24 protein-coding genes and 2 pseudogenes are annotated in these 26,497 nt (G+C 73.0%); 16 read left to right on the top strand and 10 right to left on the bottom strand.

Annotated elements, in window-relative coordinates:
- Positions 1–256 precede the first annotated feature (256 nt).
- Positions 257–1,219, bottom strand: a complete 963-nt coding sequence (locus tag AB0M97_RS29670; protein WP_365964068.1) for a hypothetical protein — start codon at positions 1,217–1,219, stop codon at positions 257–259.
- A gap of 99 nt (positions 1,220–1,318) precedes the next feature.
- Between AB0M97_RS29670 and AB0M97_RS29665 the strand changes: the two are divergent.
- Positions 1,319–1,483: pseudogene (locus AB0M97_RS29665) on the top strand (AzlD domain-containing protein); the annotation flags it as partial.
- Positions 1,484–1,555: 72 nt separating this feature from the next.
- On the opposite strand, the gene AB0M97_RS29660 reads toward AB0M97_RS29665, so the two are convergent.
- Positions 1,556–3,055 (bottom strand): carboxylesterase/lipase family protein, encoded by a 1,500-nt coding sequence (locus AB0M97_RS29660; protein ID WP_365964067.1) that lies wholly within the window; start codon positions 3,053–3,055, stop codon positions 1,556–1,558.
- Between the two features lie 369 nt (positions 3,056–3,424).
- On the opposite strand from AB0M97_RS29660, the pseudogene AB0M97_RS29655 reads away from it, so the two are divergent.
- Positions 3,425–3,577, top strand: a pseudogene (locus AB0M97_RS29655) (SpoIIE family protein phosphatase); the annotation flags it as partial.
- A gap of 172 nt (positions 3,578–3,749) precedes the next feature.
- On the opposite strand, the gene AB0M97_RS29650 reads toward AB0M97_RS29655, so the two are convergent.
- Both AB0M97_RS29650 and AB0M97_RS29645 read right to left on the bottom strand, forming a co-directional pair.
- Complete coding sequence (locus AB0M97_RS29650; protein ID WP_365964070.1) at positions 3,750–4,136, bottom strand: hypothetical protein; 387 nt, start codon at positions 4,134–4,136, stop codon at positions 3,750–3,752.
- A gap of 56 nt (positions 4,137–4,192) precedes the next feature.
- A complete protein-coding gene (locus AB0M97_RS29645; protein ID WP_365964066.1) occupies positions 4,193–4,642 on the bottom strand; it encodes a DUF3618 domain-containing protein in 450 nt (149 codons plus the stop codon).
- A 239-nt stretch (positions 4,643–4,881) separates the two neighbouring features.
- Here AB0M97_RS29645 and AB0M97_RS29640 point away from each other — a divergent pair, with 239 nt between their 5' ends.
- The 4 genes from AB0M97_RS29640 to AB0M97_RS29625 all read left to right on the top strand — a co-directional run bounded on the left by AB0M97_RS29640 (position 4,882) and on the right by AB0M97_RS29625 (position 8,574).
- Positions 4,882–5,379: a DUF2975 domain-containing protein gene (locus AB0M97_RS29640; RefSeq protein ID WP_365964065.1), complete on the top strand. Its 498-nt coding sequence runs from the start codon at positions 4,882–4,884 to the stop codon at positions 5,377–5,379.
- Positions 5,379–5,642, top strand: a complete 264-nt coding sequence (locus AB0M97_RS29635) for a helix-turn-helix transcriptional regulator (protein ID WP_365964064.1) — start codon at positions 5,379–5,381, stop codon at positions 5,640–5,642. Before AB0M97_RS29640 ends, AB0M97_RS29635 begins: the two co-directional genes overlap by 1 nt.
- A gap of 322 nt (positions 5,643–5,964) precedes the next feature.
- Positions 5,965–7,662 (top strand): cellulose binding domain-containing protein, encoded by a 1,698-nt coding sequence (locus AB0M97_RS29630; protein ID WP_365964063.1) that lies wholly within the window; start codon positions 5,965–5,967, stop codon positions 7,660–7,662.
- 174 nt (positions 7,663–7,836) lie between these two features.
- A complete protein-coding gene (locus tag AB0M97_RS29625) occupies positions 7,837–8,574 on the top strand; it encodes a D-Ala-D-Ala carboxypeptidase family metallohydrolase (RefSeq protein WP_365964062.1) in 738 nt (245 codons plus the stop codon).
- Positions 8,575–8,729: 155 nt separating this feature from the next.
- On the opposite strand, the gene AB0M97_RS29620 is transcribed toward AB0M97_RS29625, so the two are convergent.
- On the bottom strand, positions 8,730–8,996 hold the full coding sequence (locus tag AB0M97_RS29620; RefSeq protein ID WP_365964061.1) for a hypothetical protein: 267 nt from the start codon (positions 8,994–8,996) through the stop codon (positions 8,730–8,732).
- A gap of 223 nt (positions 8,997–9,219) precedes the next feature.
- Here AB0M97_RS29620 and AB0M97_RS29615 point away from each other — a divergent pair, with 223 nt between their 5' ends.
- On the top strand, positions 9,220–9,801 hold the full coding sequence (locus AB0M97_RS29615; RefSeq protein WP_365964060.1) for a hypothetical protein: 582 nt from the start codon (positions 9,220–9,222) through the stop codon (positions 9,799–9,801).
- An 87-nt stretch (positions 9,802–9,888) separates the two neighbouring features.
- Complete coding sequence (locus tag AB0M97_RS29610) at positions 9,889–10,020, top strand: hypothetical protein (RefSeq protein ID WP_365964059.1); 132 nt, start codon at positions 9,889–9,891, stop codon at positions 10,018–10,020.
- A gap of 48 nt (positions 10,021–10,068) precedes the next feature.
- On the opposite strand, the gene htpG is transcribed toward AB0M97_RS29610, so the two are convergent.
- Positions 10,069–11,964 (bottom strand): molecular chaperone HtpG, encoded by a 1,896-nt coding sequence (htpG, locus tag AB0M97_RS29605; protein WP_365964058.1) that lies wholly within the window; start codon positions 11,962–11,964, stop codon positions 10,069–10,071.
- 254 nt (positions 11,965–12,218) lie between these two features.
- Between htpG and AB0M97_RS29600 the strand changes: the two genes are divergently transcribed.
- The 3 genes from AB0M97_RS29600 to AB0M97_RS29590 all read left to right on the top strand — a co-directional run bounded on the left by AB0M97_RS29600 (position 12,219) and on the right by AB0M97_RS29590 (position 15,687).
- Positions 12,219–12,992, top strand: coding sequence for an alpha/beta fold hydrolase (locus tag AB0M97_RS29600; RefSeq protein ID WP_365964057.1), 774 nt, complete (start codon positions 12,219–12,221; stop codon positions 12,990–12,992).
- Positions 12,993–13,167: 175 nt separating this feature from the next.
- Positions 13,168–14,322, top strand: a complete 1,155-nt coding sequence (locus AB0M97_RS29595) for a S1 family peptidase (protein ID WP_365964056.1) — start codon at positions 13,168–13,170, stop codon at positions 14,320–14,322.
- A gap of 219 nt (positions 14,323–14,541) precedes the next feature.
- The gene (locus AB0M97_RS29590) at positions 14,542–15,687 is read left to right on the top strand and encodes a hypothetical protein (RefSeq protein ID WP_365964055.1); all 1,146 of its coding nucleotides are present in this window, start codon (positions 14,542–14,544) and stop codon (positions 15,685–15,687) included.
- Between the two features lie 159 nt (positions 15,688–15,846).
- Here AB0M97_RS29590 and AB0M97_RS29585 read toward each other — a convergent pair whose 3' ends face one another.
- Together AB0M97_RS29585 and AB0M97_RS29580 are read right to left on the bottom strand one after the other, a co-directional pair.
- Positions 15,847–16,533 carry a lytic polysaccharide monooxygenase gene (locus AB0M97_RS29585; RefSeq protein ID WP_365964054.1) on the bottom strand — a complete coding sequence of 229 codons (687 nt, stop codon included), beginning with the start codon at positions 16,531–16,533 and terminating at the stop codon, positions 15,847–15,849.
- Between the two features lie 214 nt (positions 16,534–16,747).
- Positions 16,748–16,921, bottom strand: coding sequence for a CsbD family protein (locus tag AB0M97_RS29580; RefSeq protein WP_365964053.1), 174 nt, complete (start codon positions 16,919–16,921; stop codon positions 16,748–16,750).
- A 255-nt stretch (positions 16,922–17,176) separates the two neighbouring features.
- On the opposite strand from AB0M97_RS29580, the gene AB0M97_RS29575 reads away from it, so the two are divergent.
- Positions 17,177–18,244: an ABC transporter permease gene (locus AB0M97_RS29575; protein ID WP_365964069.1), complete on the top strand. Its 1,068-nt coding sequence runs from the start codon at positions 17,177–17,179 to the stop codon at positions 18,242–18,244.
- A gap of 128 nt (positions 18,245–18,372) precedes the next feature.
- The gene (locus AB0M97_RS29570; protein WP_365964052.1) at positions 18,373–19,026 is read left to right on the top strand and encodes a lipoprotein; all 654 of its coding nucleotides are present in this window, start codon (positions 18,373–18,375) and stop codon (positions 19,024–19,026) included.
- Between the two features lie 6 nt (positions 19,027–19,032).
- Here AB0M97_RS29570 and AB0M97_RS29565 read toward each other — a convergent pair whose 3' ends face one another.
- Positions 19,033–19,878, bottom strand: coding sequence for a DUF72 domain-containing protein (locus AB0M97_RS29565; RefSeq protein ID WP_365964051.1), 846 nt, complete (start codon positions 19,876–19,878; stop codon positions 19,033–19,035).
- A gap of 134 nt (positions 19,879–20,012) precedes the next feature.
- Here AB0M97_RS29565 and AB0M97_RS29560 point away from each other — a divergent pair, with 134 nt between their 5' ends.
- The 3 genes from AB0M97_RS29560 (at position 20,013) to AB0M97_RS29550 (ending at position 25,948) form a co-directional block, all read left to right on the top strand.
- On the top strand, positions 20,013–22,817 hold the full coding sequence (locus tag AB0M97_RS29560; protein WP_365964050.1) for a SpoIIE family protein phosphatase: 2,805 nt from the start codon (positions 20,013–20,015) through the stop codon (positions 22,815–22,817).
- Positions 22,818–22,921: 104 nt separating this feature from the next.
- The gene (locus AB0M97_RS29555; RefSeq protein WP_365964049.1) at positions 22,922–24,286 is read left to right on the top strand and encodes an FAD-dependent oxidoreductase; all 1,365 of its coding nucleotides are present in this window, start codon (positions 22,922–22,924) and stop codon (positions 24,284–24,286) included.
- A 519-nt stretch (positions 24,287–24,805) separates the two neighbouring features.
- Positions 24,806–25,948 carry a hypothetical protein gene (locus tag AB0M97_RS29550; protein ID WP_365964048.1) on the top strand — a complete coding sequence of 381 codons (1,143 nt, stop codon included), beginning with the start codon at positions 24,806–24,808 and terminating at the stop codon, positions 25,946–25,948.
- 260 nt (positions 25,949–26,208) lie between these two features.
- On the opposite strand, the gene AB0M97_RS29545 is transcribed toward AB0M97_RS29550, so the two are convergent.
- A partial coding sequence (locus tag AB0M97_RS29545; RefSeq protein WP_365964047.1) for a transposase occupies positions 26,209–26,497 on the bottom strand: 289 nt, incomplete at its 5' end.

Genomic DNA, 26,497 nt, shown 5'->3' with positions numbered 1-26,497 from the left:
GATACCCCGCCCCACACGACAACGTCGGTCTCCACGACCACAACTGGATCGTGAAGACCGACGTCACGCTCGGCCCGGATTAACCAACAGCGTCCGGTGGGGGCGGGCCGCATGGCGTCTGCGCCTTCGGTGCCGCGCCGCCCGCGCCACCGGGTCGTGGCGACACCGGCGGGAACGACGGCCGCTCCCGCGACGCGGGCTCCGCCGGCCGCGCCGCGGGACGTGACCGTGCGGTGGGAACCGGGCGGGCCGCCGGTCAGCTGCGGCGGGATCCGGCCAGTCGCTCGGCCTTTTTCGCGGCCTCGCGCGCCTCCCGCTCGGCGCGGGCCAGGGCGTCGGCGGCCGAGCGGTGCCGTTCCTCGGCCCGGTGCCGTTCGTGGCCGGTGCGCTCGAGTTCCTCGCGTGCTTGTTCCAGTCGTCGTTCAGCGGCGGCGAGCTGCCGTTCGGCCTCGTCGTGACGGTCCCGTGCCTGGCGCAGGGACTCCTCGGCGTCCGCGTGTTCCGCACGCCGGTCCCGGGCCTGCCGTTCGGCCGCCTCGGCCGCCTCACGCGCCCGGCCGAGTTCTTCCTGCCGCCGGCGGCGCCGCTCGGCGAGTTCGTCCCTCGTCGGCCGCTGAGCGGGGGTGTCCGCGCGCCGCCGGGCGGGGCGCGGTGCCGCCTCGGCCGGGGCGGACCTGGGCCGGGCCCTCGGCACGGGTCCGCTGCCGGAGAGGAAGTCCGACGGCGGTGTGAGGGCGGCTTCGAGGCGGCCGGTGGCCCAGCGGTCCGCCGCCTCCGGGTCGGCGAGCACCGCCTGCAGGGTCGATTCGACCTCCTGCTGCACGGCCGCCGACAGGCGCAGCCCCGCCTCCCGGGCGAACCCGGCGGCTTCCCGCGACAGCGCGGCGACGACACGCCGGCGCTGCGCGGACAGTTCCTTGAGCCCCTGGGGGTCCAGCGTCCGGTAGGCCTCGCGCAGTTCTCGCCCCAGTTCCAGGAACTGCCCGCTCTCCTCGGGCGCGGAACGCAGCAGGAGGTTCGCCGCCCAGGCCGCCGTGGTCGGCCGCCGCGCGGCGCGGATACGGCGAGCATCCTCGGCGCGGCCCGCCGTCCTGGCGGCGACGGCCAGTTCCGCACGGCGCGCGACGAACTGCGACGGCAGCGTGACGTACAACTCGTCAATCACCGCCTCGACGTCCCGCTCACCGCCGCGCCCGCGCCCCGGGCCCTTTCGCTGCATGCCCCACAGACTCCCCTCCGCGGGACGGCCCCGCACATCGGACGACTCCGGTTCGGGCTGCTCCCCCACGGGCGGGGCGGTGGGGCAACCGCCGCCGCCGTCACCTGGGGCCTGCGCGATCTGCCGGTGACCGCGGCCCGGACCACAGCCCCGCTCGCGGCCCTGGCCGTCACCGTCGGCCTGCACCTGTGGCGCCGCAACGCACTGCTGAGCATCCTCGGCGGCACCGCCGCCCCCGTGATCCTGGCCGGCACGGTCTTCGCCCGGTGCATCCGCCCGGCCCTCGATGTCGACTGCACGGTCGGGGGACGGCCACCGCGGGCCGTCCCCCGCCGGTCAGCGCTGTGTCGCGGGAGCGTCCCACAGGTCGCACTTGTGGTCCTGCGGGAACGTCGTCCCCGAGGTGATTCCCTCAGGGGCGAGGGTCAGCACCTTCGGGAAGAGGTTCCAGCGCGGGGCGTCCGCCGCGTACGGGATGCCGGTCCTGGCGAAGTTGGTCCAGTAGCCGATCATCCTGTCGGAGAGGGCGTTCTGGGCGGGGGTGCCCGAGACGCCGCCGAAGACGTACCGGATCTCCGAGCCGTGCGGGGCGCCGATCGGGAAGCTGATCGGCAGGCCGAGGTAGTCCATGGCGTTGCGGTCGGCGAACTCGTACTGGTAGGAGCGGGTGTGCCCGGCCATGAGGCGCGCGGTCCGCGACTGCAGGCAGGCGAACTGCGAGTCCGTGAGGATCGCGCCGAGTGCCTCGGCAGGCGTGCCGTAGTCCGTGAGCGGGTAGCGCGCCAGGATCGTGTCGGCCCGGTCGCCATGGATCGCGCGGACCGCCGCCGGGTAGCCCGCGGCGGTGAGCTGCCGGCCGGCCAGGTCGTACGTCGTCGCCACGGTGAGCCTGCCCTCGTCGGCGGTGGTGCCCTGCAGGACGGGGACTTGGTGGAAGCGTCCGCTCTCCAGGGCGTCCGGCACCTGCAGCGGCAGTACCTTGCCGTCGACGTTGGGCACCCAGCGTGCCGTGGGGCTCGCCGCGGCGGTGAGCAGCTGGTCGGCGGACTTGCCGCGCAGGCAGGCCACGTCGGCGCAGCCCAGGGAGTTCGCCCAGGTGGTGCCGTTGTTCTGCTGCGACTCCTGGGTGGGCAGCGGGAATCCGCAGCCCGACTGCGCGATGGCCCGGTCGAACAGGCCGATCGTGCGGGGCGAGACCAGGTTCTGGCAGACGCTGCCGCCGCCCGCCGACTCTCCGAAGATCGTGACATTGCCGGGGTCGCCGCCGAACGCCGCGATGTTCTCCCGCACCCAGCGCAGCGCCGCCTGCTGGTCGAGCAACCCGTAGTTGCCGGACAGGCCGAGCGACGACTCGGCTGCCAGGCCCGGGTGGGCGAAGTAACCGAACGCGCCGAGGCGGTAGTTGAAGTTGACGACGACCACGTCGCCCTTGGCGGCGAGGTTGCTCCCGTCGTAGAACGTCCCGGAGCCGACCGTGAAGCCGCCGCCGTGGATCCACACCATCACCGGCCGCTGCTGCGCGGAACGCTGGGCGGGTGTGTAGACGTTCAGGTAGAGGCAGTCCTCGCTGGGTGTGCCGGGGCCGGCCAGGTTGCCCCAGGGGCTGGACTGGATGCGCTGCATGCAGGGGTTGCCGGGGGTGGTGGCGTCCCGGACGCCCGGCCAGCGCTCGGGCGGCGCGGGCGGCTTCCAGCGGCGCTGCCCCACGGGCGGCGCGGCGTAGGGAATGCCGAGGTAGGAGGTCGCGGTCTCGCCCGCCTTGCCCCGTACCTGGCCGTGGCGGGTGGTGGCGGTCGGTCCTTCGGCCGCCGCGGCGGGGACGAAGGCCGTTCCCACGGCCGAGAGCAGGAGTGCGCAGATCAGCACTCCCACTCGCCGTGGCCATGACGTGCGCCGGCGGTGGGTCACCGGGTGTCTCGTGAGCGGGCCGGACATCGGCACCTCCATGCGGAAGGGGGGTAGCAGGCACCGAAGTCTCGTCAGCCGCCCGACGCGCGGCATCGGGTAAATCACCAGTCTCCGCGCGATCGACCAACCGGGCGCGGTTTCGGGCCAGTTGGTCATTTCCGCAGGGCGAGACCGCGTTCGCGCGGTGCCTCCGCAAGGACACGTACGGGCACCCGACTCCCATCGGCGCCACCCGCCCGGCGCGGCCGAAACGACGGCTCGTGCGTCGCCGTCATCGGTGATGTCATCGGCCACGACATGCAGGCGGCGGCAGCCATGTCCCAGACGCGGAGCATGCTGCGGGCGCTCTCGTTCGACAGGGGCATCGCGCTGGGCACCGCGCTGCGCAGGCTCGACCGGATCATGGAGGTGACGGGCGGCCCGCTGCTGACCACCGCCTGCGTCGCCCGCATCGAGCCGGCGGGCCGGGACGGCTGGACGCTGCGCTGGAGCAATTCCGGGCACCGCCGCCGCTGCTGCTCCCGCCGGGCGGACCGGGGCGCTTCCTGGAGGCGGAGCCGGGGGTGCCGCTCGGCGTGGACGCGGCGATGCCCCGGCTGTCCGCCGCGGACCCTGCGGGGCCTCAGTCCGGCGGAGGCTGCTGCGCCCGCAGCCGCTGCCAGTACTGGTACACGTGCTCCTCGGCCTCTTCGACCAGCTCGGCCGCTTCCTGGTCCTCCCGCGCCCGGGGGCCGCGGTCCGTCGGTGCCGGACGGTCGGCGGCCCCGGTGCGGCGCCACGGCGGGCGGGCCGCGCTCGCGCCGTGCCGCCTGCCGCCCCGCCACGAGCGGGTCGCGGCACGTCGCAGCAGCAGCACCAGGCCGGTGGCCGCGCCCGCGGTCAGCGCGGGCAACGCGCGACGAGCAGACACGATCAGCGCCTTTCGTACGGCGGTGAGGGGGCGCGGCGGCACCCGGGTGCCCGGACGACGCCGCACCGGCTTCCCCGCGTGGTTCTCGGCTTGCTTCACCCCTTGCCTCACTGCGTGTGTCACCGCTCGTTTCCCTGCTTGCTTCCCCGCTTGTTTCACTGCCTGCTTCGGCGCAGCAGCACGCAGGCGACGAGCAGGGCGGCACCGGCGACGATCAGCACGGTGCGGTTGTCGCGCACCGGCTCGGGGGCCTTGTCCTGCCACACCTGCTCGGCCCGGTCGGCCGTGGCCCTGGCCTGTCCGGCAGCCGCCGCGGCCTTGTCCCTGACCGGCTCGGGCAGCTTGTCCTGCAGGACGTGCGCGGCCTCGGCCGCCTTGGCCCTCGCCTGCCCGGTCAGCACCGACGCCTTCGCGGCCGTCTGCTCCTTGAGGGCTGCCGCCTGTTCCTTCACCGCGGCCGCCTTTTCCTGGGCGCGTGCCTTGACGTCGGCCTTGGCGGCCAGTTCCTCGACGGTGTCGCCCAGTTCGTGGCGGGTCCGCTCGATCTGCTCGCGCAGTTCCTCGGGGCTCGCGGCGGTGGGCTCGTCGTGGGGCGGCTGCGTCATCGCTGTGCACTCTCCTTCATCCCGGCCACGGGGGCCGTGACGTCGACGTTGTCGGTGGTCGTTGCCGGTGGTTGGTGGTAGTTGGTGCGGTGGCCGGACGAGTACCCACCGACCGCGCGCTGAGACACCTGGCCCCTCGTCATCCCCCTTGCCGCGATCTATCGACTTTCGATACCCCCCTTGCTGCCCCCTATCGACTTTCGATAGATTTCCATCGTGGCTCGATCGAAGGAGAGACAATGGGAAAGCTGACGGTCCTCGCGCTGCGGGCCGTGCTCGTGGCGCTGCTGGCCGGCTCGGTGTTCGTCCAGGCGGTGATGGTGCCACTGCTGGCCATCGACATGAGGGAGCTCGATCCGGACGTCGCGCACCTGCGCACCCCGGTCCTCGTGATCATCGTTCTGGGCATCGTGACGGCCCAGGTCGTCCTGGTCTGCGTGTGGCGGCTGGTGACCATGGTGCGGCGCGGCACGGTCTTCTCCCACGCCGCCTTCCGCTGCGTGCACATCGTGACCGGCGCCGTCGTGGCGGCGGCCCTGCTGGTGTTCGCCCTGGGGACCGTCCTGGCGCCGGGTGAGGCCGTCGCCCCGGGCGTGGTCCTGCTGATCGGCGGGGTCGGCGTGGCGATCCTGGGGGTCGCGCTCGTGGTGCTCGTCCTGCGGATGCTGCTCGCCCAGGCCGTCGCACGGGACGTCGAGGCGGCACAGCTGCAGGCCGAACTGTCGGAGGTGATCTGATGCCGATCGCCGTCGACATCGACGTGATGCTGGCCAAGCGGAAGATGTCCGTGGGCGAGCTCGCGGAACGCGTCGGCATCACGCCCGCCAACCTGGCGGTGCTGAAGAACGGCCGCGCCAAGGCCGTACGCTTCACGACACTCGCCGCGCTGTGCGAGGTACTGGAGTGCCAGCCGGGCGATCTGCTGCGCTGGGAGGCGGAGGAACCGGACGTCGCCCGGAGCGCTGAGAACACCGAGCCGGAGAGCGCCACGGCCGGGTGACGTCGGCCGCCCGGGGGGTGAGCCAGACCGCTTCGGCGCCACCCCCATTGGCCGGAACAGCACCCTTCACATAGTGGCCCGCAGAGGGCCGAAATCCCGTCGACCATTGATCGAAACTTTCGGCGGAGAGGGTATGCTCCGTCCGCCGAAAGCTCGGGGCCACTTCTCACGGTTCCCACAGGTCAATGGTTCACTGAACTTTCGACAGAAAATCGAAAGTGGACAACCTCAACCGTCTCGCACCGGCTTGTTGTCATGCCCTGGACCTCTTCCTAGCCTGGGAGCGCTCCCACCTATTCGCCCCCCGCTCCCTGGAGGTCTCATGCGCTTGCCCGGACAGCGGTCTCGACCATGGGCGGCCCTGGCCCTCGTCGTCGCGGCCGGCCTCGCCACCACCACCCTCGCCCCCCGGGCCGACACGGCCCACGCGGCCGACAGCCTCGTGCCCGCCGCCGTGCAGGCCGAGCCCGGCGTCGAGGACGACGGCGCCGACTGCCCCGTACCGAACCCCGGCTCCCCGGCCGCCAACTCCCTGCTCCCCGACCCGTTCAGAAAGCTGGACGGCACGCGGATCTCCACCAAGGCCGACTGGCGTTGCCGACGGGCCGAGATCAAGGAACTGGCGGAACGGTCCGTCTACGGCCAGAAGCCCGGCAAACCCGAGAGCGTGACCGGGACGGTCTCACGCACCGGCATCACCGTGAACGTCAGCCACCAGGGCAGGACCGCGTCCTTCTCGGCGAGCGTCGAACTGCCGAGCGGGACCGGCCCGTTCCCGGCGGTCGTCGTCCTCGGCGGGCTCGGGGCGGACACGGCCACCATCAAGGCCTCGGGCGCGGCCGTCATCAACTTCGACCCGTACACGGTCGGCAAGGAGGGCACACCCCGCAGCAACAAGCAGGGCGCCTTCTACAGCATCCACGGCTCCTCCAACAGCGCAGGACTCCTGGTGGCCTGGGCCTGGGGCGTGAGCCGGATCATCGACGTCGTCGAGCAGTCGGGCGGCAGCGTTCTGCGGGCCGACGCGACCGGGGTCACGGGGTGCTCGCGGTTCGGGAAGGGCGCCTTCGCGGCCGGAGCGTTCGACCAGCGCATCGACCTCACCATGCCGATCGAATCGGGCAGCGCGGGCACCGGCATCTTCCGCGGGATCCCCGGGGAGAGCGGCGCCCAGCCGCTGAGCAGCGCCTACTCGGAACAGCCGTGGTTGGGCGACGCGTTCGGCTCCTTCACCAGCAGCCCCGCCAACCTGCCGGTGGACACTCACGAGGTGGTGGCCATGATCGCGCCGCGTGGGCTGTTCATCATGGAGAACCCGCACGTCGACTGGCTGGGCGCCCGGTCCGGGAGCATCGCGGCCCTGGGCGGCGCCGAGGTCTACAAGGCGCTCGGAGCCGGGCCCAACATCTCGTACTGGTCGGACGTCCAGGACGGCACGCACTGTGCCACCAGGTCCGAGTGGCGGACGCCGTTGCAGCAGAGCATCGCCAGGTTCCTCCGCGACTCGGGCACCGCTCCCGGGGTGTTCCGGGTCTCGCCCGCCAAGTCCGGCAGTCTCGCCCAGTGGAGGAACTGGCAGACCCCCACGCTCACCGACTCCGGCACGACGGGCGGCGCCACCGGAGGCACGACCGGCGGAACGACAGCAGGCACCACCGGAGGAACCAGCGGGGGCACGACCGGCGGCAGCACGGGCGGAGGACCCGGCGACCCGGGCGCCGTCTGCACCGCGAGCCACCGGATCGTCAACTCCTGGTCGGGCGGCTACCAGGGCGAGGTGACGGTCCGCAACACCGGCACCAGCGCGCTGAGCGGCTGGACGGTCGGCATGACCCTCGCCTCCGGCCAGTCCATCAGCAGCCTCTGGAACGGCGTGCACACCGGCACCGGCGGATCCGTCACGGTGCGCAACACCCAGTGGAACGGCGCCCTCGCGGCCAACGCCACCGCCACCTTCGGCTTCACCGTCGGCGGCAGCTCCCCGGCGGCGCCGACCAGCATCACCTGCGCCAGTCCCTGATCCCTGACCGCCCCGCCCCCCCGCGTCCCCGCCCCGGCGCCGCAGTCACCGCGCCGGGGCGGAGACCTTCACACCATCCACCCTTGCGTCCCGCAGCCCGCGTGCTCCATGGTTGACGCGCGTAACACGGCTGGGAATCCCAGCCCCAACTCCCGTCCCCCTACAGGAGATCGCATGCTCAGACGCACCGCCCGACTCCTCGTCGCGTTTGTCATGATCATGTCTGGCGCCGTGGTGGGTACCGTCGCCACCGCGGGAACCGCGCACGCCGACGGCTGCTACACCTGGACCCGCACCCTCTCCGAGGGCGCCTCGGGCTCCGACGTGACCCAGCTCCAGATCCGGCTGGGCGGCTACGCCGGCTACGGGTCCGTGCTGGCCGTCGACGGCAGCTTCGGCCCGGCCACCTCGGCCGCCCTCAAGCGCTTCCAGTCGGCGTACGGCCTCGCCGCCGACGGCATCGCCGGGTCCAACACCTACAACAAGCTGTACGCCCTCCAGGACGACGACTGCACGCCGATCCACTTCAGCTACGCCGAGCTGAACGACTGCAACTCGACCTGGTCGGGCGGCGCGGTCAGCGCGGCGACGGCCAAGGCCAACGCGCTGCGGACGATGTGGAAGCTGGAGGCCCTGCGGCACGCGCTCGGCGACCAGCCCATCACGGTCACCAGCGGCTTCAGGTCGTACGCCTGCAACGACGCGGTGGGCGGCTCCAGCAGCAGCCGCCACCTGTACGGGGACGCCGCCGACCTCGGCGCCGGACCGCACTCCCTGTGCACCCTGGCCAAGCAGGCCCGGTACCACGGCTTCAACGGCATCCTCGGCCCGGGCTACCCGGACCACAACGACCACACCCACCTCGACCACCGCAGCAGCCGCTTCTGGTCGGCGCCCACCTGCGGCATCTGACGCCCCGGCCCCGTCGCGCGGAGCGGGTTCCCCGGAAGTGCCGGGGGACCCGCACGCAGGTGTTCCATCCCGTCGTCCCGCCCACGCGTCCCGGCGCCGCGCTCTCCGCTCCCCCGGCCTCGCATCCGGTGCCCTTGGCGACGGCAAGGCCTGTTTCACGGCACGTCCCCCCGCCAGTCGAAGCGGCGATCCCCCGGGCCTCGCGGGGCGTACACGGCGCCGCCGCCGGGGCCGTGGCGGCCGATTTCCGTCGGCAGGACGACCCCGCCGCGCAGTTCGCGTTCCGTGCGGTCGGTGACGTCCAGGAGCAGCCCGTCCAGCGGGCCGCCCACCAGTTCCGCGTACACGCGCCCGGGCCGGGGCGCCGCGTCGTCGTGGTCGGCGCCGTAGACCCGGCCGCGCATGAATTCCAGCTCATCCATACCGGGCAGGATCACAGCCGCCACTGACAACCGGAACCGCCCGCACCGGCGGGCCGTGAGCCACCGCCATGCCCAACGGCCGCCGCGGGAGTGCACGGTTCCGGCCCGATTCCTGTGAATGTGCGGTTTTCCGCCATTGCGGTGAACCGACGGCCGTCTCACAGCGTGCAACCGGACACGAACTGACCGCAGCAAGGCGGCCCGGCGGAAGGAACAACGCATCGTGCCCACTGACTACGCGTGCCAGACGGCGGCCGAGCAGGCCGCCCACTGCCTCGCCCCGGTATGCGCGGTACTGGCGCCCGACGAACGCGCCGCCTCCGCCGAGGCGGAGGTCATGCCCGTCGTCCTGCGCAACTACCTGGGCGCCGGACCCACGGCGCCGACCGCTCCCAGGGCGAGCACTCCGGTGGTCGGGGTGACGACGGGCGCTGCCGTCCTGCGGCTCTGCCTCGACGGGCTGCGCGCGGAGATGGAGGGCGCGCTGGCGATGTGGCACACCCGTCTGATCCAGCAGCTGCCCGAGGTGCTGAGGCGGGGAAAGGGGCCGAAGGCGCAGTGGGAGGCCCTCCAGGAACTGCAGTACGGCGCGCAGGAAGTGCTCACGCATCTCTCCCGGCGGGACCCGAACGGCCCCTCGGGAGCGCGGATGCTCGGCGGACAGGTGGCACTGCTGGAGGACGTCCTGTGCGGGGCACTGCGCAGGATGTCGGTGCCCATGGAGCCCGCCGCCGCGTGCGCGGGCGGGCTCGCGGCGGCCGTCGGGTCGCTGTTCGGCCTGACGGTGTCGTCGGCAGAGCACTGAGCGGATTGCGGGCAGGCCGGGCGGGCGAGGCGGACCGGGCAGACACCGCAAACGCGGTGTGCCATAACTCCTCCTGGCCGAACCCGGATGGGTGAGGGCTGCGGACGGCGCACAGGCGGCGTCACCGGGGCGTGGCCGCAGTGGCGGCCCGCCGCGACGCGCGAGGACATCCGGGACGAGGACATCGCCCTGTACGGCGCCATCGGCATCAAGCCCTGAGCGGCACCCGGGTCGACCGCGGGCGCCGCTCGGGCAGGTGCCGTACCGCTACAGGGTGCGCTCGAGCCGGTCCGCCACCAGCTTCACGAACCGCGACGGCTCCTTCGGCCGGCCCCCCTCGGCGAGGACGGCGAGCGCGTGCAGGAGTTCGGCGGTCTCGGTGAGTTCGCTGCGGTCCTCGCGTTCCGTGTAGGCCCGCTTGAGGGCCTTCACGAGCTGGTGCTCCGGGTTGAGTTCCAGGATCCGCTTGGCCTTGGGGACCTCCTGGCCCATCGCCCGGTACATGTTCTCCAGGGCGGGCGTCAGGTCGCCCGCGTCGGAGACGACGCAGGCCGGGGAGACGGTGAGACGGGAGGACAGGCGGACCTCCTTGATGTCCTCGCCGAGGTGCTCCGTCATCCAGCCGAGCAGCGCGGCGTACTCCTCGCCCTGCTTCTCCTTCTCGGCGTCGGGCTTGCCGTCCTCGTCGCCGCCGAGGTCGATCTCGCCCTTGGCGACCGACCGCAGCCGCTTGCCCTCGAACTCACCGACCGCGTCGACCCACACCTCGTCCACGGGGTCGGTGAGCAGCAGCACCTCGATGCCCTTGGCGCGGAAGGCCTCCATGTGCGGGGAGTTCTCGATGGCCTGCCGGGACCCGCCCGTCATGAAGTAGATGGCGTCCTGCCCGTCCTTCATCCGCTCCACGTACTGCTTGAGCGTGGTCGGCTGCTCCGCGTCGTGCGTGCTGGCGAACGAGGAGGCGGCGAGGATCGCGTCGCGGTTCTCGAAGTCGGTGACCAGGCCCTCCTTCAGGACCGAACCGAACTCCCGCCAGAACGTGGCGTAGCGGTCCGGGGCCTGCGTCATCAGGTCCTTGACCGTGGCCAGGACCTTCTTCGTCAGGCGGCGCTGCATCATGCGGATGTGACGGTCCTGCTGGAGGATCTCGCGGGAGACGTTCAGCGAGAGGTCCTGCGCGTCGACGACGCCCTTGACGAAGCGGAGGTACGGCGGCAGCAGTTCCTCGCAGTCGTCCATGATGAAGACGCGCTTCACGTACAGCTGGACCCCGCGCCGGTAGTTCTGGGTGAACAGGTCGTGCGGGGCGTGCGAGGGCAGGAAGAGCAGCGCCTGGTACTCGAAGGTGCCCTCGGCCTGGAGCCGGATCGTCTCCAGCGGGTCGCGCCAGTCGTGGCTGATGTGCTTGTACAGCTCGTGGTACTCGTCGTCGGACACCTCGTCGCGCGGGCGCGCCCACAGGGCCTTCATCGAGTTCAGCGTCTCGGGCTCGGCCTTGTCTCCGTCTCCCCCTTCGGGGGTCAGCCGGATCGGCCAGGTGATGAAGTCCGAGTACCGCTTGACGATCTCCTTGATCTTCCAGGTGGAGGTGTAGTCATGGAGCTGGTTCTCGGAGTCGGCCGGCTTGAGGTGGAGCGTGACCGCCGTGCCCTGGGGCGCCTGGTCCACGGTCTCCAGCGTGTACGTGCCCTCGCCGCGGGAGGTCCAGCGGGTGCCCTGGGTCTCGCCGGCCCGCCGCGTCACCAGGGTGACCTCGTCGGCGACCATGAAGCTGGAGTAGAAGCCGACGCCGAACTGGCCGATGAGCCCGTCGGCCCCGGCGGCGTCCTTCGCCTCGCGCAGCTCCTGGAGGAACTTGGCCGTCCCGGAGTTGGCGATGGTGCCGATGAGCCGGGTGACCTCGTCGTACGACATCCCGATGCCGTTGTCCCGCACGGTGAGCGTGCGGGCGTCCTTGTCGATGTCGATCTCGATGTGCAGGTCGGAGACGTCGGCGCCGGGTGCGTCGTCCTTGAGGGCGGCGAGGCGCAGCTTGTCGAGCGCGTCGGAGGCGTTGGAGACGAGCTCCCGCAGGAAGACATCCTTGTTCGAGTAGACCGAGTGGATCATCAGCTGCAACAGCTGACGGGCCTCTACCTGGAACTCAAACGTTTCGGTCGGCATGGTCGCGAGTACCTCACAGGTCCACTGTTCGAACTGAACTGCTGAGGTCACTTTAAAACAGCAAGTCAGGGCGGGATGCCCGTCTTTCGGCCGGTGGCGTCGATGGTTCCGGCCGGATAATGTGACCGGCCGGGCCGGGCGGGGGGCGCGTGCGGGGGTGTCGCGGCTCGTGAGCCCTCTTCACCGGCCGGGCGACGGCGGGCGGACGCACCGCCGGGCCGCCGCACCGACGACGCCTTTCGGAGAGGGATGCCATGTCGCGTATCGCCGACGACGCCACCACGGCCTGGATCCGCCGTTACCATCCGTCCCCCGGCAGCGCCGTACGGCTCGTCTGCTTTCCGCACGCGGGCGGGTCGGCGACCTTCTTCCACCCGGTCTCGGCGCGGTTCTCCCCGGAGGTGGACGTGGTGGCCCTGCAGTATCCGGGGCGCCAGGACCGTCGCAAGGAGCCGTGCGTCGAGGACATCGGGGTGCTCGCGGACCGGGTGGCGGAGGAGATCGGCGGGCTGAGCGGGAAGCCGACGGTGTTCTTCGGGCACAGCATGGGCGCCGTCCTCGCCTTCGAGACGGCGCTGCGGCTGGAGGCGTCCGGCGCCAATCCGCCGCGTACGGTCGTCGCCTCGGGGCGCCGCGCCCCGTCGGCCCGGCGTGACGAGCGGGTCCATCTGCGGGACGACGACGGTGTGGTCGCCGAGATGCGGTTGCTGGGCGGCACCGACTCGGTGGTGCTCGGGGACGAGGATCTGCTGCGGATGGCCATGCCGGCGATCCGCGGTGACTACCGCGCCATCGAGACGTACCGCTGCCCTCCCGGGCGCCGGGTGCGGTGTGCGGTCACCGTGCTGACGGGTGACACCGACCCCCGGACGACCCTGGAGGAGGCCTCGGCGTGGCAGGGGCACACCGAGGGCGCGTTCCGCATGCAGGTCTTCCCCGGTGGTCATTTCTTCCTCGTCGGCCACCAGAACGCCGTGAACGCGGAACTCCAGAAGGAACTCGACGCGGCGCGGGCCGCGGTGTCCTGACGCGAGTCGGGGGGCTCACCGGAGACCGGCGAGCCGATGGGCATGGACCAGTTGATTGGCATGGACCTGTCCATGATCAACGGCTAGACTTCCGCTCTGAGAGCGCTCTCATAGTCTGTTCTGCCGTTCCACCCCCACCTCGCCGGAACAAAGAAGGGCACCTCCCGTGAGACGCATGCCACGCACCGTCCTGGCCCTGACCGCGCTGTTCGTGCTCGGCGGCACGGCCGCCGCACAGGCCCTCCCCACAGCTGACGGCGCCTCCGCCCCGGCCCCCGCCACCGGGCAGCGGGCCTCGGCCGGTCTGCTCGCCGCCATGCAGCGGGACCTGGGCCTGACCCCGGCGCAGGCCGAGGCACGGCTCGCCGCCGAGGAGAAGGCGACGGCCCTGGAGCCGAAGGCCCGGCGCACCGCAGGGGCGTCCTACGGCGGCTCGTGGTTCGACGCTGCCACCGGCAGGCTGACGGTCGCCGTGACCGAGGACGCCTCCCCCGCGACCGTCCGAGAGCTGCGCGCGACCGGCGTCGCCGTGCGCACCGCCGAGCACACAGCGAGGGAACTCGACGCGGCGAAGGCCCGCATCGACAAGCTCTCCGCGCCCGCCGGCGTGAGCAGCTGGCACGTCGACCCGAAGGCCGGAACGGTCGTCGTCGGCGTCGTCCGCGGCGAGCGCGGGGACACGGACGTGCGGCGGTTCCTGGAGCGGGCCCGCGAGGCCGGTCCGGTCACCGTCCAGGAGACGGCCGCCGCGCCCCGGACGTTCGCCGCCGGAACCGTCGGCGGCGACCCCTACTACACGGGGAACGTCCGCTGCTCCATCGGCTTCTCGGTGCACGGCGGTTTCGTCACCGCGGGCCATTGCGGGCGGGCCGGGGCCGGGGTGAACGGCTGGGACAGGTCGTACATCGGCACCTTCCAGGGCTCCTCCTTCCCCGACAACGACTACGCCTGGGTCAGCGTCGGCAGCGGCTGGTGGACGGTGCCGGTCGTGCTCGGCTGGGGCACCGTGCCCGACCAGCTGGTGCGCGGCTCGGCGGAGGCGCCCGTCGGTGCGTCCGTCTGCCGGTCGGGGTCCACGACGCACTGGCACTGCGGCAGGGTCCTGGCCAAGAACGAGACGGTCAACTACAGCCAGGGCGCGGTGCACCAGATGACCAAGACCAGCGTCTGCGCCGAACCCGGCGACTCGGGCGGTTCCTTCATCAGCGGCGACCAGGCGCAGGGCGTCACCTCCGGCGGCTGGGGCAACTGCGGCAGCGGCGGCGAGACGTGGTTCCAGCCGGTCAACGAGATCCTCGGCCGGTACGGGCTGCGGCTCCACACGGCCTGACGCACGGGCGCACGACGGCGGGTCCACGGAGCGCGAGCACCGGGGCCCGCCCTTCCCCGTGTCGTCGGAGGCAGGGGTGTGCGGGCCGCGGGGGGTCACCCCCTTGCGTCACCCGGGTGGCAGGTCGCACCGGGCGGGCCTAGGAATGGTCTAGGCAACACGCGTGCCGCTTGTCGGGGGCGCAGGAGCGGCGGCCGCACCACTCCCCATGGAGCGCAGATGACCACTGGCCCCAATACATCCCCGTCGAATCAGACCGCGACGGCTGTCACCGCGCCGCCGCCGCCGTCTGCCGAACCTCTCACCTTCGCCACGCCGGCCGCCCACGGCCACCCGGCCCCTCCGAGCCGGCCACCGGCCGGGGGTGAACGCCGCGATCCCGTCGGTGACCTGGTGCACACCGCCGTCAGCGACCGTCCACTGGACGAGGTCGTCCGCCTCGTCACCCTGCTGGAGGCGTCGCCCGAGTACGCGCAGACCGTCGTGGAGGTGCTCCGGGCGGCCGCCGTGGACCGCCCCGTGGAGGACGTCGCCCGGCTGGTGGCCGAGCTGACCCGGCCGCCGCGCGACGCGGACAGCGCGGACGCCACGATCCGCGCGGCGATCGAGAACCGCGACGTCGAGGACGTGACGCGTCTGATGGCGCTGCTGCACCGCGCGCCCCTGCAGCCGCACTGCGGCGAGGAGGCCGTCCGGGCCGCCGCGACCGGCCGGCCGGTCGAGGAACTCGTCGAGCTCATCGGGCGCCTGAGCGAGGAGCAGAGCCGTCATACGGCCGGAGCGGCCCGGCAGCCGGAACCGTCGGCCACGCCGGACCGGGAGACCACCGCGGGCAGCGGGCTGTCGCCCGGCTCCGTTCCGAACCTTCCGCCGGCCACGGGCAGGGCTCCCCGGATGCGCACCCGTGGCCAGTCGCCGCGCATAGCGGGTGACCGGCCCGACCGGCCGCTGTTCTGGCCGAGCTGGGTCGCGGCGGCGGCCCTCGTGGTGTGCGCCGCTGCCTGCTTCCCGCCGCACCGTGACGGCGCGCCCTTCCTCTCCTACGCCGGGCCCTTCGGCGCTGCCGCGGCGTGCGTCGTGCTGGCCGTGCTGGTCGCCTTCCGGCCCGGCACCGGGCTGCTCGCGGCGGGTGCCGTCGTCCCGGCGGGCGTGGCCGGTGTCGTCCTGCTGGAGGGCCGGGTCCCGTCCACCACCCTGACCCGGGCCGTGGAGGTCATGCTCGCCCCGCCCTGGAGCGCCGGACTCACCGCCGTGTGCGCGTCGCTGGCGTCCGTGGCGGCACTGCTCCTGCTGCTGATGGTCCGGCTGGCGGACAGGCAGCCGGCACCCCGGCCCGCGGCGGGCCAGGAGGTCATGCCGCACTGACGCGCCACGGGCCTCGGCCCCTCGGCGCTCCCGTCACCAGTGCCCCGCCGGACGCGGCTCGTCCGGCGGGGCACTGGCCTGGCTGGGACCGGAAACAGGGCCAGGGCCAGGTCCGGGAACGGAACCCGGGTCCCGATCCCTGTCAGGGACGGGTCCGGGTCAGCGGAAGTTCACGTCGCTGCACAGGAAGTACGTCTGGTCCATGTGGGACGCCTGCCAGATCGTGTAGACGACGTGGCGGCCGGTGTAACCGGACGTGCTCACCGGGATCGAGTAGTTCTGGCTGGGGGCGTACCTGCCGGTGCGGGCGACCAGCTGGAGGTCGTTCCAGGTCAGCGGCTGGGTGGTGGGGTCGAAGCCCTGCCGGGAGACGTACACCAGGAAGTAGTCCGCGCCGTGGCTGGCCTGGTCGTACAGCTTCACGGTGAAGTTGCTGGTGACGTCCGCGGTCTTCCACGCGCCCACGGCGTCCAGGGCGTTGTACCGGCCGCTCTCGGTCCGGCCGCCGCTGCACAGCTGGCCGTTGGGGACGACCGCCTGGAAGTTGCCGCCGGAGCCGTTGCGGTACAAGCCGTTCCAGTTCCACATGGCGTTGGGGTTGGCCTGCCACGCCTGCCAGCACATCGGGTCCTGCTGTGCCATGGCGGGGTTCTGGAAGTCGCTGCCCCAGCGCTGCCAGCAGCCGTAGTTGCGGGTCGCCGGGTCGATGACCGAGCCGTGGGCGACGGCGGTGCCGCTCCACGGGACGAGAGCCACGAGCAGTGCGGTGAGCACGCTCAGGAGCAGCCCGAGCCGGGTGCGGGGGCCCCGGTCGAAACGCAATTGATCATGCGCATGACAAGCCATGATCTCCTCTTTCGGATCTTTCGATCACTCGAGTGTTCGTGGATGGGGGATGTTGAACGGGGAACGTGGGAGCGCTCCCGCAGCCAGGCTGCGGGCTCCGAAACACATCCGCAACATTCGATTGCGCCAGTTTCCCGCCTCCGCTGGCGCGTTCATGACGGCACGAGCGAGGGGCCCGTCCGTGTGGACGGGCCCCTCACCGGAGAAGTCGGCGTCAGTGCCGGAAGGTGTCCTTCGCCTTCTCCTTGGCCTGGCGGGCGTCACCCTTGACCTGGTCGGCGCGGCCCTCGGCCTCGAGCCTCTCGTTGCCCGTCGCGCGGCCGACGGCCTCCTTGCCCTTGCCCTTGAGCTGGTCCATCTTCGCCTTGTTCTTCTTGTCCCGTGCCACCGTCATTCACCTCGGCCTGCGTTGGGGCGTTCTGGTCGGTGCGGTCCGGGTTCACCCGTTCCGTCACTGTGGTACGGGTACACCCTGTGGCGCGGCCCAAACACGCAACGGCGTCACGTCGCCCGGCGCCTGGTCCGCAGGAGCAGCACACAGCCCGCGACCAGCAGGACGCCTCCGGCCGCCGCCGGCCACGGGGCCCCGGGCCCCACCGCCGGTTCGCGGAACCACAGAGCTAGCCTGTCCCCCATGTCCGACATGCCCCACGGTGCTCATGCTCACGGTGTCCACGGAAAACCCCCGACGCGCGAGCAGCGGTGGGCGAGGTTCAAGGAGTCGCCGCTGCTGCCGGCCGGCGTGCTGGTGCTGATCCTGGCGGCGGCCGCGGGCCTGTTCGCCGGGTCGTACACGTACTCCATGGCGGACCCCGCCCCGCACTCGATCCCCGTCGCGGTCGTCGGCCCGTACGAGCGGGGGGACGGCAGGACGTTCCTCGACGGCATGGAGGAGGCGCTCAACGCCTCGGTGAAGGTGCGCCCCTACCCCGGCGCCGGACCGGCGCGGGCGGCGGTCGAGGAGCAGGAGGTCTTCGCGGTCTTCGACGTACGGCGCGGCGGCCGGTCCGTCGCCGTGGAACTGTCGGGCGCGTCCGGGGCGACGGTGGCCGAGGTACTCGGCGACGCGGCGGCTGCCGTCGGCAGAGAGACCGGCGTGACGGTCACCGTCAGGGACATCAAGCCCCTCCAGGAGGGCGATCCGCGCGGTCTCGCCCTCTTCTACGTCTCGCTCGCCGCCGTCATCATCGGCTTCGTCGGCGCGATCCAGCTGAGCGTGCACGCGCGGGCGCTCACCCCGGCGGAGCGGGTCGCGTTCACGGCCGCGTACGCGATGCTCGGCGCGTTCGCCATCGCCGCGGCCGTGGACTGGCTGCTGGGGGCGCTCGATCTGCCCTTCGCCGAGTCGTGGGCGATCCTCGCGCTGACCATGTTCGCCGCGGGCATGGTGTTCACCATGTTCAACACCCTCGTCGGGCGCTGGGCGATGCTGCCGACCTGGGGCCTGATGGTGCTGCTGGGCAATCCCTCGTCGGGCGGCGCGGTGTCCTGGCCGCTGCTGCCGTCGCCGCTCGGCGCGATCGGCCGGTGGCTGCCGCCCGGCGCGTCGGTCAACGCCCAGCACACGGCCGTGTACTTCGCCGGCCACCAGCACGCCTTCCCGTTCCTGGTGCTGGCCGGGTGGGCACTGGTGTCCAGCGCGGTGTTCTGGATCTGGCGCCACCGCCACCCCGGCAGCCGCGACACCCAACCGGCACACGCCGCGGGCTGAGCGGCGCGGACGGTGCCCGCGGGAGGCCCGGCGCCCTCGGCTACAGTGTGCGGCTCCAGGTGAGAGGGGATGTCGGGGTGGGGAACGCGAGACGGGCGGCGGTCTGTGCGGCGCTGCTGGTGGGGGCTGTGACGGGGTGTTCGGCGGACGGCGACGGGGCGGACGCGAAGCCGTCGGCCGGCGCGTCGCAGGCGGCGGACGCGAAACCGTCGGCGGGCGCGTCGCAGGCGGCCGGCGGTGCCGCCCGGGTCGCCGAGAGCGGCGGCCGGGTCGGCGGCGCGGACTCGGCGTGCGAGCTGCCGGTGACCTTCGACGTGGCGGCGGACTGGGAGGCCGAGGCCGTGGACGCCACGGCCGACGGCGGGGACGGCGCGGACGCCGAACTGGCCCAGGAGATCGCCGACGCGCTCCTGCACCAGGGCCCTGTCACGGCCGCGTGCGAGATCGATGCCAAGCCGGCCGGGCACATCGGGTTCCTGCGCGTGTGGACCGGCGAGCCGGGCGCCGGCGACGCCCGGACCGTACTGGAGGACTTCGTGGCCGCCGAGGACGGGGCGAGCGGGGCGACGTACCGGACCTTCACCAGCGGCGGGCTCGACGGCGCGGAGGTGACGTACCGGTACATGAGCAAGCTTCTCGACGAGACGAAGAAGGAGCGCGCGCTCGCCGTCGCGACGCCCGGCGGACCGGTCGTCCTGCACCTGGGCGGAATGGACAGCGAGGAGCACGACGCTATGCTCCCCGCGTACGAACTCGCCAAGCGCACCCTGCGCCTGCCCTGACGGGCGTCAGGACTTCAGGAGTTCGCTCATCCGCTCGGCGGCCCGTACGGACGCGTCGCCGCAGCAGTTGTTGAACAGCACGTGCACCTGCCCGGTCTGCTCCGCGAGTTCGCGCACGCGGGGCACCCACTCGCGCAGCTCGGCATCGCTGTACTGGTGGCGGAACCGGTCCTCCTTGCTGCCGGTGCCCCATGCCGCGCTGCGGCCGTGGAAGCGCACGACGGACAGCCGCGGGCAGGTCACGGGCGTGACCGGCGGGACGGACGTCGGCAGCGAGGGCGCCATGTCCACCGCGACGGCGGCGAATCGGCAGCGGCGCAGCAGCCCGGCCGTCGCCTCCCGCTGGTCCTCCCGCCACCAGTCGGGGTGGCGGAACTCGACGCTGACGGGCCATCCGGCAGTCCGGGCGGCGCACTGTTCGAGGAACTCCCGCGCGCGCGGCCCGGGCCGGAACCACGGCGGGAACTGGAACAGCACCGCCCCGAGCCGCCCGGCCCGGCGCAGCGGCTCCACCCCGGCGGCGAACCGCGCCCACACCTCGTCCAGGACGCGCGGGTCGCCCGCGTCGGCGGGGATGCCGTCCGGCAGCAGCGACGGGCGGGTCCGATGCCCCGTCAGGAGGGAGAACGCCTTCACGTCGAACACGAAGCCGTCCGGGGTGCGCTCCGCCCACAGCCTGCTGTTGCGTTCGCCCGGCAGGGCGTAGTAGCTCGCGTCCACCTCGACGATGCGGAACCGCCCGGCGTAGTACCGCAGCCGCTTCTCGGCGTCCCGCCAGCCGCTGGGATACCAGCCGCTGCCGACCAGCATCCGGTCCGTCCACGAACACGTACCGACAAGGATGTCACCCATCCGGGGCGGTTACCCGCTCGGACGGCCGGTCAGCTGTCCCGCGGACGCGACGTTCGCCACTCCACGGGAGCGCGGTCCGTCACCGCGGGGGATGCCCCTCGCCTCCTGGGGCAGCGCAGTGTAGACATGAGCACATGGTCCGACTCATGGGTCGCTCCGGGACCCGGTCGGCCCGGCGCCCCAGCAGCCCTCCGCGGCGTGCGCCGGACCGGCAGACCGGACGGCAGCGGCAGCACGGGGAGCGGCCCCGGTGGCTGCGCGCCCCGGGGCTGCGGTCGGTGCTGGGCGGACGCAGCGTCGCCGGACAGGTGTTCCTGCTCGTCGTGGTGATCGTGCTGCTGCTGGTGCTGTCCGCGGTCGCGGCCCTGGTGCTCCAGGTGCGGCACGACAACGACGAGGAGGCCCGCAACCGTTCGCTCGCCGTCGCCGCGACGTTCGCCAGTGCGCCGGGCACCCGGGAGGCGCTCGACGCCCCCGACCCCACGGCCGTGCTGCAGCCCCGCGCGGAGGCGGCCCGCCGGCAGGCGAAGGTCGACTTCGTCGTCGTCATGAACACCGACGGCATCCGCTACACCCATCCCGAGCGGGACCGCATCGGCAGGAAGTTCGTCGGGACCCTCGGCCCGGCGCTGGCAGGGCGAAGCGTGATCGAGGAGGTCGACGGCACCCTCGGCCCGCTGGTGCAGGCGGTGGTGCCGGTCCGGGCCGCCGACGGGCGGGTCGTCGGCCTGGTCTCCGCGGGTATCACCACCGCGCACGTGGGCGGCGCCACCGCACGTCAGCTGCCGCTGGTGCTGGCGACGGCGGGCGCGGCCCTGTCCCTGGCCACGGCGGGTGCCGCGCTGGTGAGCCGGCGGCTGCTGCGCCAGACCCGGGGCCTCGGCCCGCACGAGATGACACGGATGTACGAGCACCACGACGCCGTGCTGCACGCCGTCAAGGAGGGCGTGCTGATCGTGGACGGCGACGGCACGCTGCTGCTCGCCAACGACGAGGCGCGCCGCCTGCTCGGCCTGCCCGACGACGCCGAGGGCCGGCACGTGCTCGCCCTGTCCCTCGACCCGGACACCGCCGACCTGCTGGCCTCCGGGCGCGTCGCCACGGACGAGGTGCACCTGGTCAAGGACCGGCTGCTGGCCATCAACCAGCGGCCCACGGACCGCGGCGGCGGCCCGCCCGGCAGCGTCGCCACCCTGCGCGACTCCACGGAGCTGCGGGCCCTGTCCGGCCGTGCCGAGGAGGCCCGCGAACGTCTCGACATGCTGTACGAGGCGGGTGTCGGCATCGGCACCAGCCTGGACGTCACCCGCACCGCCGAGGAGCTGGCGGAGCTGGCCGTGCCGCGGTTCGCGGACTTCCTCACCGTGGACCTGTTCGACACGGTGCTCGGCGGCGGCCAGCCCGACGCGTCGGCGGCGCTGCGCCGCACGGCCCTCGCCGGGATCCGCAAGGACGCCCCGCTGTACGCGGTCGGCGACCGCATCCGGTTCGTGGAGACGTCCCCGCAGGGCGTGAGTCTGAGCACCGGGCGGACCGTGCTGGAGCCGGACCTCGGGCGGGCGCCGGGCTGGCGGGCGCAGGACGCCGAACGCTCCGGGCAGATCGTGGAGTACGGCATCCACTCCCTGATCACGGTGCCGCTGCGGGCCGGTGCGCTGATCCTGGGCGTGGTGAGTTTCTGGCGGTCCGAGCGGCCCGAGCCGTTCGACGCGGACGAGGTGGCGCTCGCGGAGGAACTGGTCGCCCGCGCGGCGGTGTCCATCGACAACGCGCGCCGTTACACGCGCGAGCACAGCATGGCGGTGACGCTCCAGCAGAGCCTGCTGCCGCGGCGGCTGCCCGAGCAGGACGCCCTGGACGTCGCCTACCGCTATCTGCCGGCGCAGGCCGGGGTGGGCGGCGACTGGTTCGACGTGCTGCCGCTGTCCGGTGCCCGGGTGGCGCTCGTGGTGGGCGACGTCGTCGGGCACGGCCTGCACGCGGCGGCGACGATGGGCCGGCTGCGGACGGCGGTGCACAACTTCTCCGCGCTGGACCTGCCGCCCGACGAACTGCTCGCGCTCCTCGACGAGCTGGTGGGGCGCATCGACCAGGACGAGGCGGCCGAGGGCGGTGTCGCGCCGGTCACGGGCGCAACCTGCCTGTACGCGGTCTACGACCCGGTGTCCCGGCGGTGCACGGTGGCCCGGGCCGGGCATCCGCCGCCCGCCCTAGTGCATCCGGACGGCACCGTGGAGTTCCCGGAGGTGCCGGCCGGCCCGCCGCTCGGGCTGGGCGGGCTGCCGTTCGAGACGGCGGAGCTGGGGCTCGCGGAGGGCAGCAGGCTCGTGCTGTACACGGACGGGCTGGTCGAGGACCGCACCCGGGACATCGACGTGGGCCTCGGGATGCTGCGGACGGCCCTGGAAAGCGCGGGCCCCTCACCCGAGGAGACCTGCCGGGCCGTGCTGGAGGCCCGGGTGCCGTCCCGGTCGGGCGACGACATCGCGCTGCTCGTGGCGCGTACCCGGGCGCTGGGCCCCGACCGGGTCGCGCAGTGGCCGGTGCGGCCGGACCCGGCGGCCGTCGGCGAGGTCCGCTCGGCGGTGAGCCGGCGGCTGACGGAGTGGGGCCTTGAGGAGCTGGCGTTCACCACGGAACTGATCCTCAGTGAGCTGGTCACCAACGCCATCCGGTACGGCGGTGCGCCCATCCGTGTGCGGGTGCTGCGCGACCGGAGGCTGATCTGCGAGGTGTTCGACGGCAGCAGCACCTCGCCGCACCTGCGGTACGCGGCGATGACCGACGAGGGCGGACGCGGGCTGTTCCTGGTGGCGCAGCTCGCGGAGCGCTGGGGCACGCGGTACACCCCGGGCGGCAAGGTCATCTGGGCGGAGCAGCCGCTCCCTGGGCCCGGCGTAGAGCCCGTATTCCCCGCGTTCGGCTTTGACCTGCCATAAGTGCGCCTTATGGCCCCATAGACCGGACCCCGGTACCAACTTAGGCTTGCCTTAGCTTAGGCTTCCCGTCGAGTCGCCTGTTCGTCGCTCGAAGGGAACCGCTCATGCCCCGCCCTCTGCGGGTAGCCATCGTCGGATCCGGCCCCGCCGGGATCTACGCCGCCGACGCGTTGCTCAAGTCCGACGTCGCCTCCGAACCCGGCGTGTCCATCGACATCTTCGAGCGCATGCCCGCCCCGTTCGGGCTGATCCGGTACGGCGTGGCCCCGGACCACCCCCGCATCAAGGGCATCATCACGGCCCTCCACCAGGTGCTCGACAAGCCGCAGATCCGCCTGTTCGGCAACGTGGACTACCCCTCCGACATCGGCCTGGACGACCTGCGCGCGTTCTACGACGGCGTGATCTTCGCCACCGGCGCCATGGCCGACCGGGCGCTGCCGATCCCCGGCATCGACCTCGAGGGCTCCTACGGCGCCGCGGACTTCGTCTCTTGGTACGACGGCCACCCGGACGTGCCGCGCACCTGGCCGCTGGATGCGGAGAAGGTCGCGGTGCTCGGCGTCGGCAACGTCGCCCTGGACGTGGCGCGCATCCTCGCCAAGACGGCGGACGAGTTGCTGCCGACCGAGATCCCGCCGAACGTCTACGAGGGCCTGAAGGCCAACAAGGCGCTGGAGATCCACGTGTTCGGCCGGCGCGGCCCGGCGCAGGCAAAGTTCAGCCCGATGGAGCTGCGGGAGCTGGACCACTCCCCGAACATCGAGGTCGTCGTCGACCCCGAGGACATCGACTACGACGACGGCTCGATCGCCACCCGGCGCGGCAACAAGCAGGCCGACATGGTCGCCAAGACCCTGGAGAACTGGGCGATCCGCGACGTCGGCGACCGGCCGCACAAGCTGTACCTGCACTTCTTCGAGTCCCCCACCGAGATCCTCGGCGAGGACGGGAAGGTCGTCGGCCTGCGCACCGAGCGCACCGCGCTGGACGGCACCGGCAACGTCAAGGGCACCGGCGCCTTCAAGGACTGGGACGTCACCGCGGTCTACCGTGCGGTCGGCTACCTCTCCGACAAGCTCCCCAAGCTGCCCTGGGACATGGACTCGGGCACGGTCCCGGACCGGGGCGGCCGGGTCATCGAGGAGAGCGGCGAGCACCTTCGCTCGACGTACGTCACCGGCTGGATCCGGCGCGGCCCGGTGGGCCTGATCGGGCACACCAAGGGCGACGCCAACGAGACGGTGGCGAACCTCCTGGACGACTTCACCAACGGCCGCCTGCACACGCCGACCGCCCCCCAACCGGAGGCCGTGGACACGTTCCTCGCCGAGCACGACGTCCGCTTCACCACCTGGGACGGCTGGTACCGGCTGGACGCCGCCGAGAAGGCCCTGGGCGAGCCACAGGGCCGGGCACGCGTGAAGATCGTTGAACGTGAGGACATGCTGCGGGAGAGCGGCGCGTAGCCCGCACCACCTGAAGGGGCCCGGAGGCACCACCTCCGGGCCGCTCGCGTTCCCGGCCGGACTCCACGCTGAAGGTCCGAGGCATCCAGTACGACGCGCCGGGCCGCGACTCCGACAACTGCTCCCGCAACGGCTGCATCACCTTCCACCAGTGGGACACGACCGGGGCCCGTCCCGACGCGGATGGTGAACGGGCCCCGGCCGCGCGCACCATTGTGGTGACCGCCCCCCGCCCGGGCCACGTGTGTACGGCGCCCGGCGCGTGCGCGCCCCGCACACCCCGAGCGCGCGGCAGGGGCCGCCCGGCCCCTGCCGGAACCCCTCGTCCGGGTGACGGTCCGGTCAGGGGCGGGCCGGGTGCGGCGGACGTCGCCGGGGCCGCGGCACCCGCCCCGACCGGGAGCGCGAGGCGTCAGCGGGCCGTCGGGACCCGGCGCGGGCGGGCACCCCCGGCCGATCTTCCGTGCCCGGCGGCGGTGATACTGGCAGTCGCCCCTGCCCCCGCCTCCAGATGGACACATGCCGACTTCCCGAACCGCACTCCCCGCTCCCCCCACCGCCTGGCCGGCCCGTGGCCGCCACACCGGAACCGACGCGGCAGACGTCGTCCTGGACACCCTGAAACGCCTCAAGGCCGGCCAGATCCTCGACGACTACCTCGAGCTGCCCGGGACCGGGGAAGGCGGCGCGGACGGCAGCGGCGGGCACCGCGTGTTCGAGGCGCGCTGGCGCGTGGACGGCACGGTCACGGTCCGCGCCCGGCTGGAGCTGGCGCCCGCCTCGGACGGCGGGCAGGAGTGGCTGCTGGTCGCCGAGGCCGAGCGGCACTGGGACCACGCCTGGCCCTCGCCCGCCACCATGTTCTGGCCCGACACCCCGGACAGCGCCTGGGACCACGACACCACCACGGGCCTGCGGCTGCGCGACATCAACCCGCTCCCCGACGACGACAAGGCCGTACGCCGTCTGCTGCGCGACGCCGGACGCAGCGACTGGGGCATCCACGTCGTCGTGCACGAGGCGCACACCACCGACGAGCGCGGGCGGGTGCCTCTGGCCCGGCACCTGCCGCCCGGGCTCCGGCACCGCGTGGTGGAGCACCGGGCGGCCCCGCAGCAGCTGCGGGTCGTCAACTGGGCGCTGCGCCCGCTCGACGTGGAGGTCCCGCGCGGCGGAGCGGTCGTCCTGCCCGGCAGTCCGGCGCCCACCGGGTACGACGACCGGGAGTTCTCCGTGCGCGCGGTCTTCCTGGACGGCTCCGCACCGGCCGAGCTCGTCGCGGCGGTGACCGCGTACGCCGCCCTGGACCGGCCGCTGCCCGAGGACGCCGACCGGGCGCTCACGGCGCTGCACGAGCAGTGGCACCTGCTGACCCTGGAGGAGGAACTCGACCGCCAGCGCCGGCTCGTCGCCATGTACGCCGAGGCGCTCGACGCGATGACCAAGTCCCGTGACCTGTACCGGGAGGCGGCCGAGGCCGCCCACCAGGCGCTGGCCGCCCTGCGCGAGGCGGGCGGCGCGGACGGCGGCCCCCGGATCCTCCCCGTGCCCGCCCCCGCGTCGCCGTTGCAGCATCTGACGAAGACCCTGGAGCGGTTCAGGGTCAGGGGCCCGCGCCCCGCACCGGTCACCGAGACCGCGCGCGAGGAGGACAGCCGCTAGGAGTTGTCGTCAGATGTCACGCCCGCATCAGGAGCGATGCGAGGGCGTCGCCGCAGCCGGCCGCGTATGGCCGTGGGGCTGTGGCCCTTGTCGCTGATGGCGTGATCGGGCCGGACCCGGGGCCGTCCCGGACCCGGCCGGGGCACCTGGACCGCTTTCATCACGGCGGTGAACTGCGTGCGGTCGTTGGTGTTCTGGCTGGTGACGGTGAAGGGCGGGCGGTCGCCCCGCAGCGTCGCAGGCCAGGTGGGTCTTGCTGGTCAGGCCGCCTCCGGGCCGGCCGAGTCCCGGGGGGCGGAGTCCCCTTTTCGCGCTCCGGCCGCGTGCTGGTGGGCCGGGACGGTCGTGGAGTCGGCCGGCACCGGCCACTCGATGTCCCCGGCCGCGTCGGTCTTGGCCCGGGCGGCGCGGAGCATCCGCTCGAAGGTGCCGTCCTTGGCCCGGCGGAAGCGGGTGTGCGGCGTGGCCCGGGAGCCGTATCGCTCGGGCACGTCCCGCCAGGCCGTGCCGGTCCGGAACTTCCACACGATCCCGTTGAGGACCGTCCGG

The organism is Streptomyces sp. NPDC051207 (assembly GCF_040682395.1).
Classification (GTDB): Bacteria; Actinomycetota; Actinomycetes; order Streptomycetales; family Streptomycetaceae; genus Streptomyces.
Note: the sequence above shows the minus strand (reverse complement) of the source record. Positions and strands in the feature narration are given on the sequence as shown.

What these genes read in the sequence shown, in the direction of transcription:
- AB0M97_RS29670 (WP_365964068.1), bottom strand. Translation starts at nt 1,219, where the DNA reads ATGCAGCGAAAGGGCCCGGGGCGCGGGCGCGGCGGTGAGCGGGACGTC.
- AB0M97_RS29645 (WP_365964066.1), bottom strand. Translation starts at nt 4,642, where the DNA reads ATGACGCAGCCGCCCCACGACGAGCCCACCGCCGCGAGCCCCGAGGAA.
- AB0M97_RS29640 (WP_365964065.1), top strand. Translation starts at nt 4,882, where the DNA reads ATGGGAAAGCTGACGGTCCTCGCGCTGCGGGCCGTGCTCGTGGCGCTG.
- AB0M97_RS29635 (WP_365964064.1), top strand. Translation starts at nt 5,379, where the DNA reads ATGCCGATCGCCGTCGACATCGACGTGATGCTGGCCAAGCGGAAGATG.
- AB0M97_RS29630 (WP_365964063.1), top strand. Translation starts at nt 5,965, where the DNA reads ATGCGCTTGCCCGGACAGCGGTCTCGACCATGGGCGGCCCTGGCCCTC.
- AB0M97_RS29625 (WP_365964062.1), top strand. Translation starts at nt 7,837, where the DNA reads ATGCTCAGACGCACCGCCCGACTCCTCGTCGCGTTTGTCATGATCATG.
- AB0M97_RS29620 (WP_365964061.1), bottom strand. Translation starts at nt 8,996, where the DNA reads ATGGATGAGCTGGAATTCATGCGCGGCCGGGTCTACGGCGCCGACCAC.
- AB0M97_RS29610 (WP_365964059.1), top strand. Translation starts at nt 9,889, where the DNA reads ATGGGTGAGGGCTGCGGACGGCGCACAGGCGGCGTCACCGGGGCGTGG.
- htpG (WP_365964058.1), bottom strand. Translation starts at nt 11,964, where the DNA reads ATGCCGACCGAAACGTTTGAGTTCCAGGTAGAGGCCCGTCAGCTGTTG.
- AB0M97_RS29600 (WP_365964057.1), top strand. Translation starts at nt 12,219, where the DNA reads ATGTCGCGTATCGCCGACGACGCCACCACGGCCTGGATCCGCCGTTAC.
- AB0M97_RS29595 (WP_365964056.1), top strand. Translation starts at nt 13,168, where the DNA reads ATGCCACGCACCGTCCTGGCCCTGACCGCGCTGTTCGTGCTCGGCGGC.
- AB0M97_RS29590 (WP_365964055.1), top strand. Translation starts at nt 14,542, where the DNA reads ATGACCACTGGCCCCAATACATCCCCGTCGAATCAGACCGCGACGGCT.
- AB0M97_RS29585 (WP_365964054.1), bottom strand. Translation starts at nt 16,533, where the DNA reads ATGGCTTGTCATGCGCATGATCAATTGCGTTTCGACCGGGGCCCCCGC.
- AB0M97_RS29575 (WP_365964069.1), top strand. Translation starts at nt 17,177, where the DNA reads ATGCCCCACGGTGCTCATGCTCACGGTGTCCACGGAAAACCCCCGACG.
- AB0M97_RS29565 (WP_365964051.1), bottom strand. Translation starts at nt 19,878, where the DNA reads ATGGGTGACATCCTTGTCGGTACGTGTTCGTGGACGGACCGGATGCTG.
- AB0M97_RS29560 (WP_365964050.1), top strand. Translation starts at nt 20,013, where the DNA reads ATGGTCCGACTCATGGGTCGCTCCGGGACCCGGTCGGCCCGGCGCCCC.
- AB0M97_RS29555 (WP_365964049.1), top strand. Translation starts at nt 22,922, where the DNA reads ATGCCCCGCCCTCTGCGGGTAGCCATCGTCGGATCCGGCCCCGCCGGG.
- AB0M97_RS29550 (WP_365964048.1), top strand. Translation starts at nt 24,806, where the DNA reads ATGCCGACTTCCCGAACCGCACTCCCCGCTCCCCCCACCGCCTGGCCG.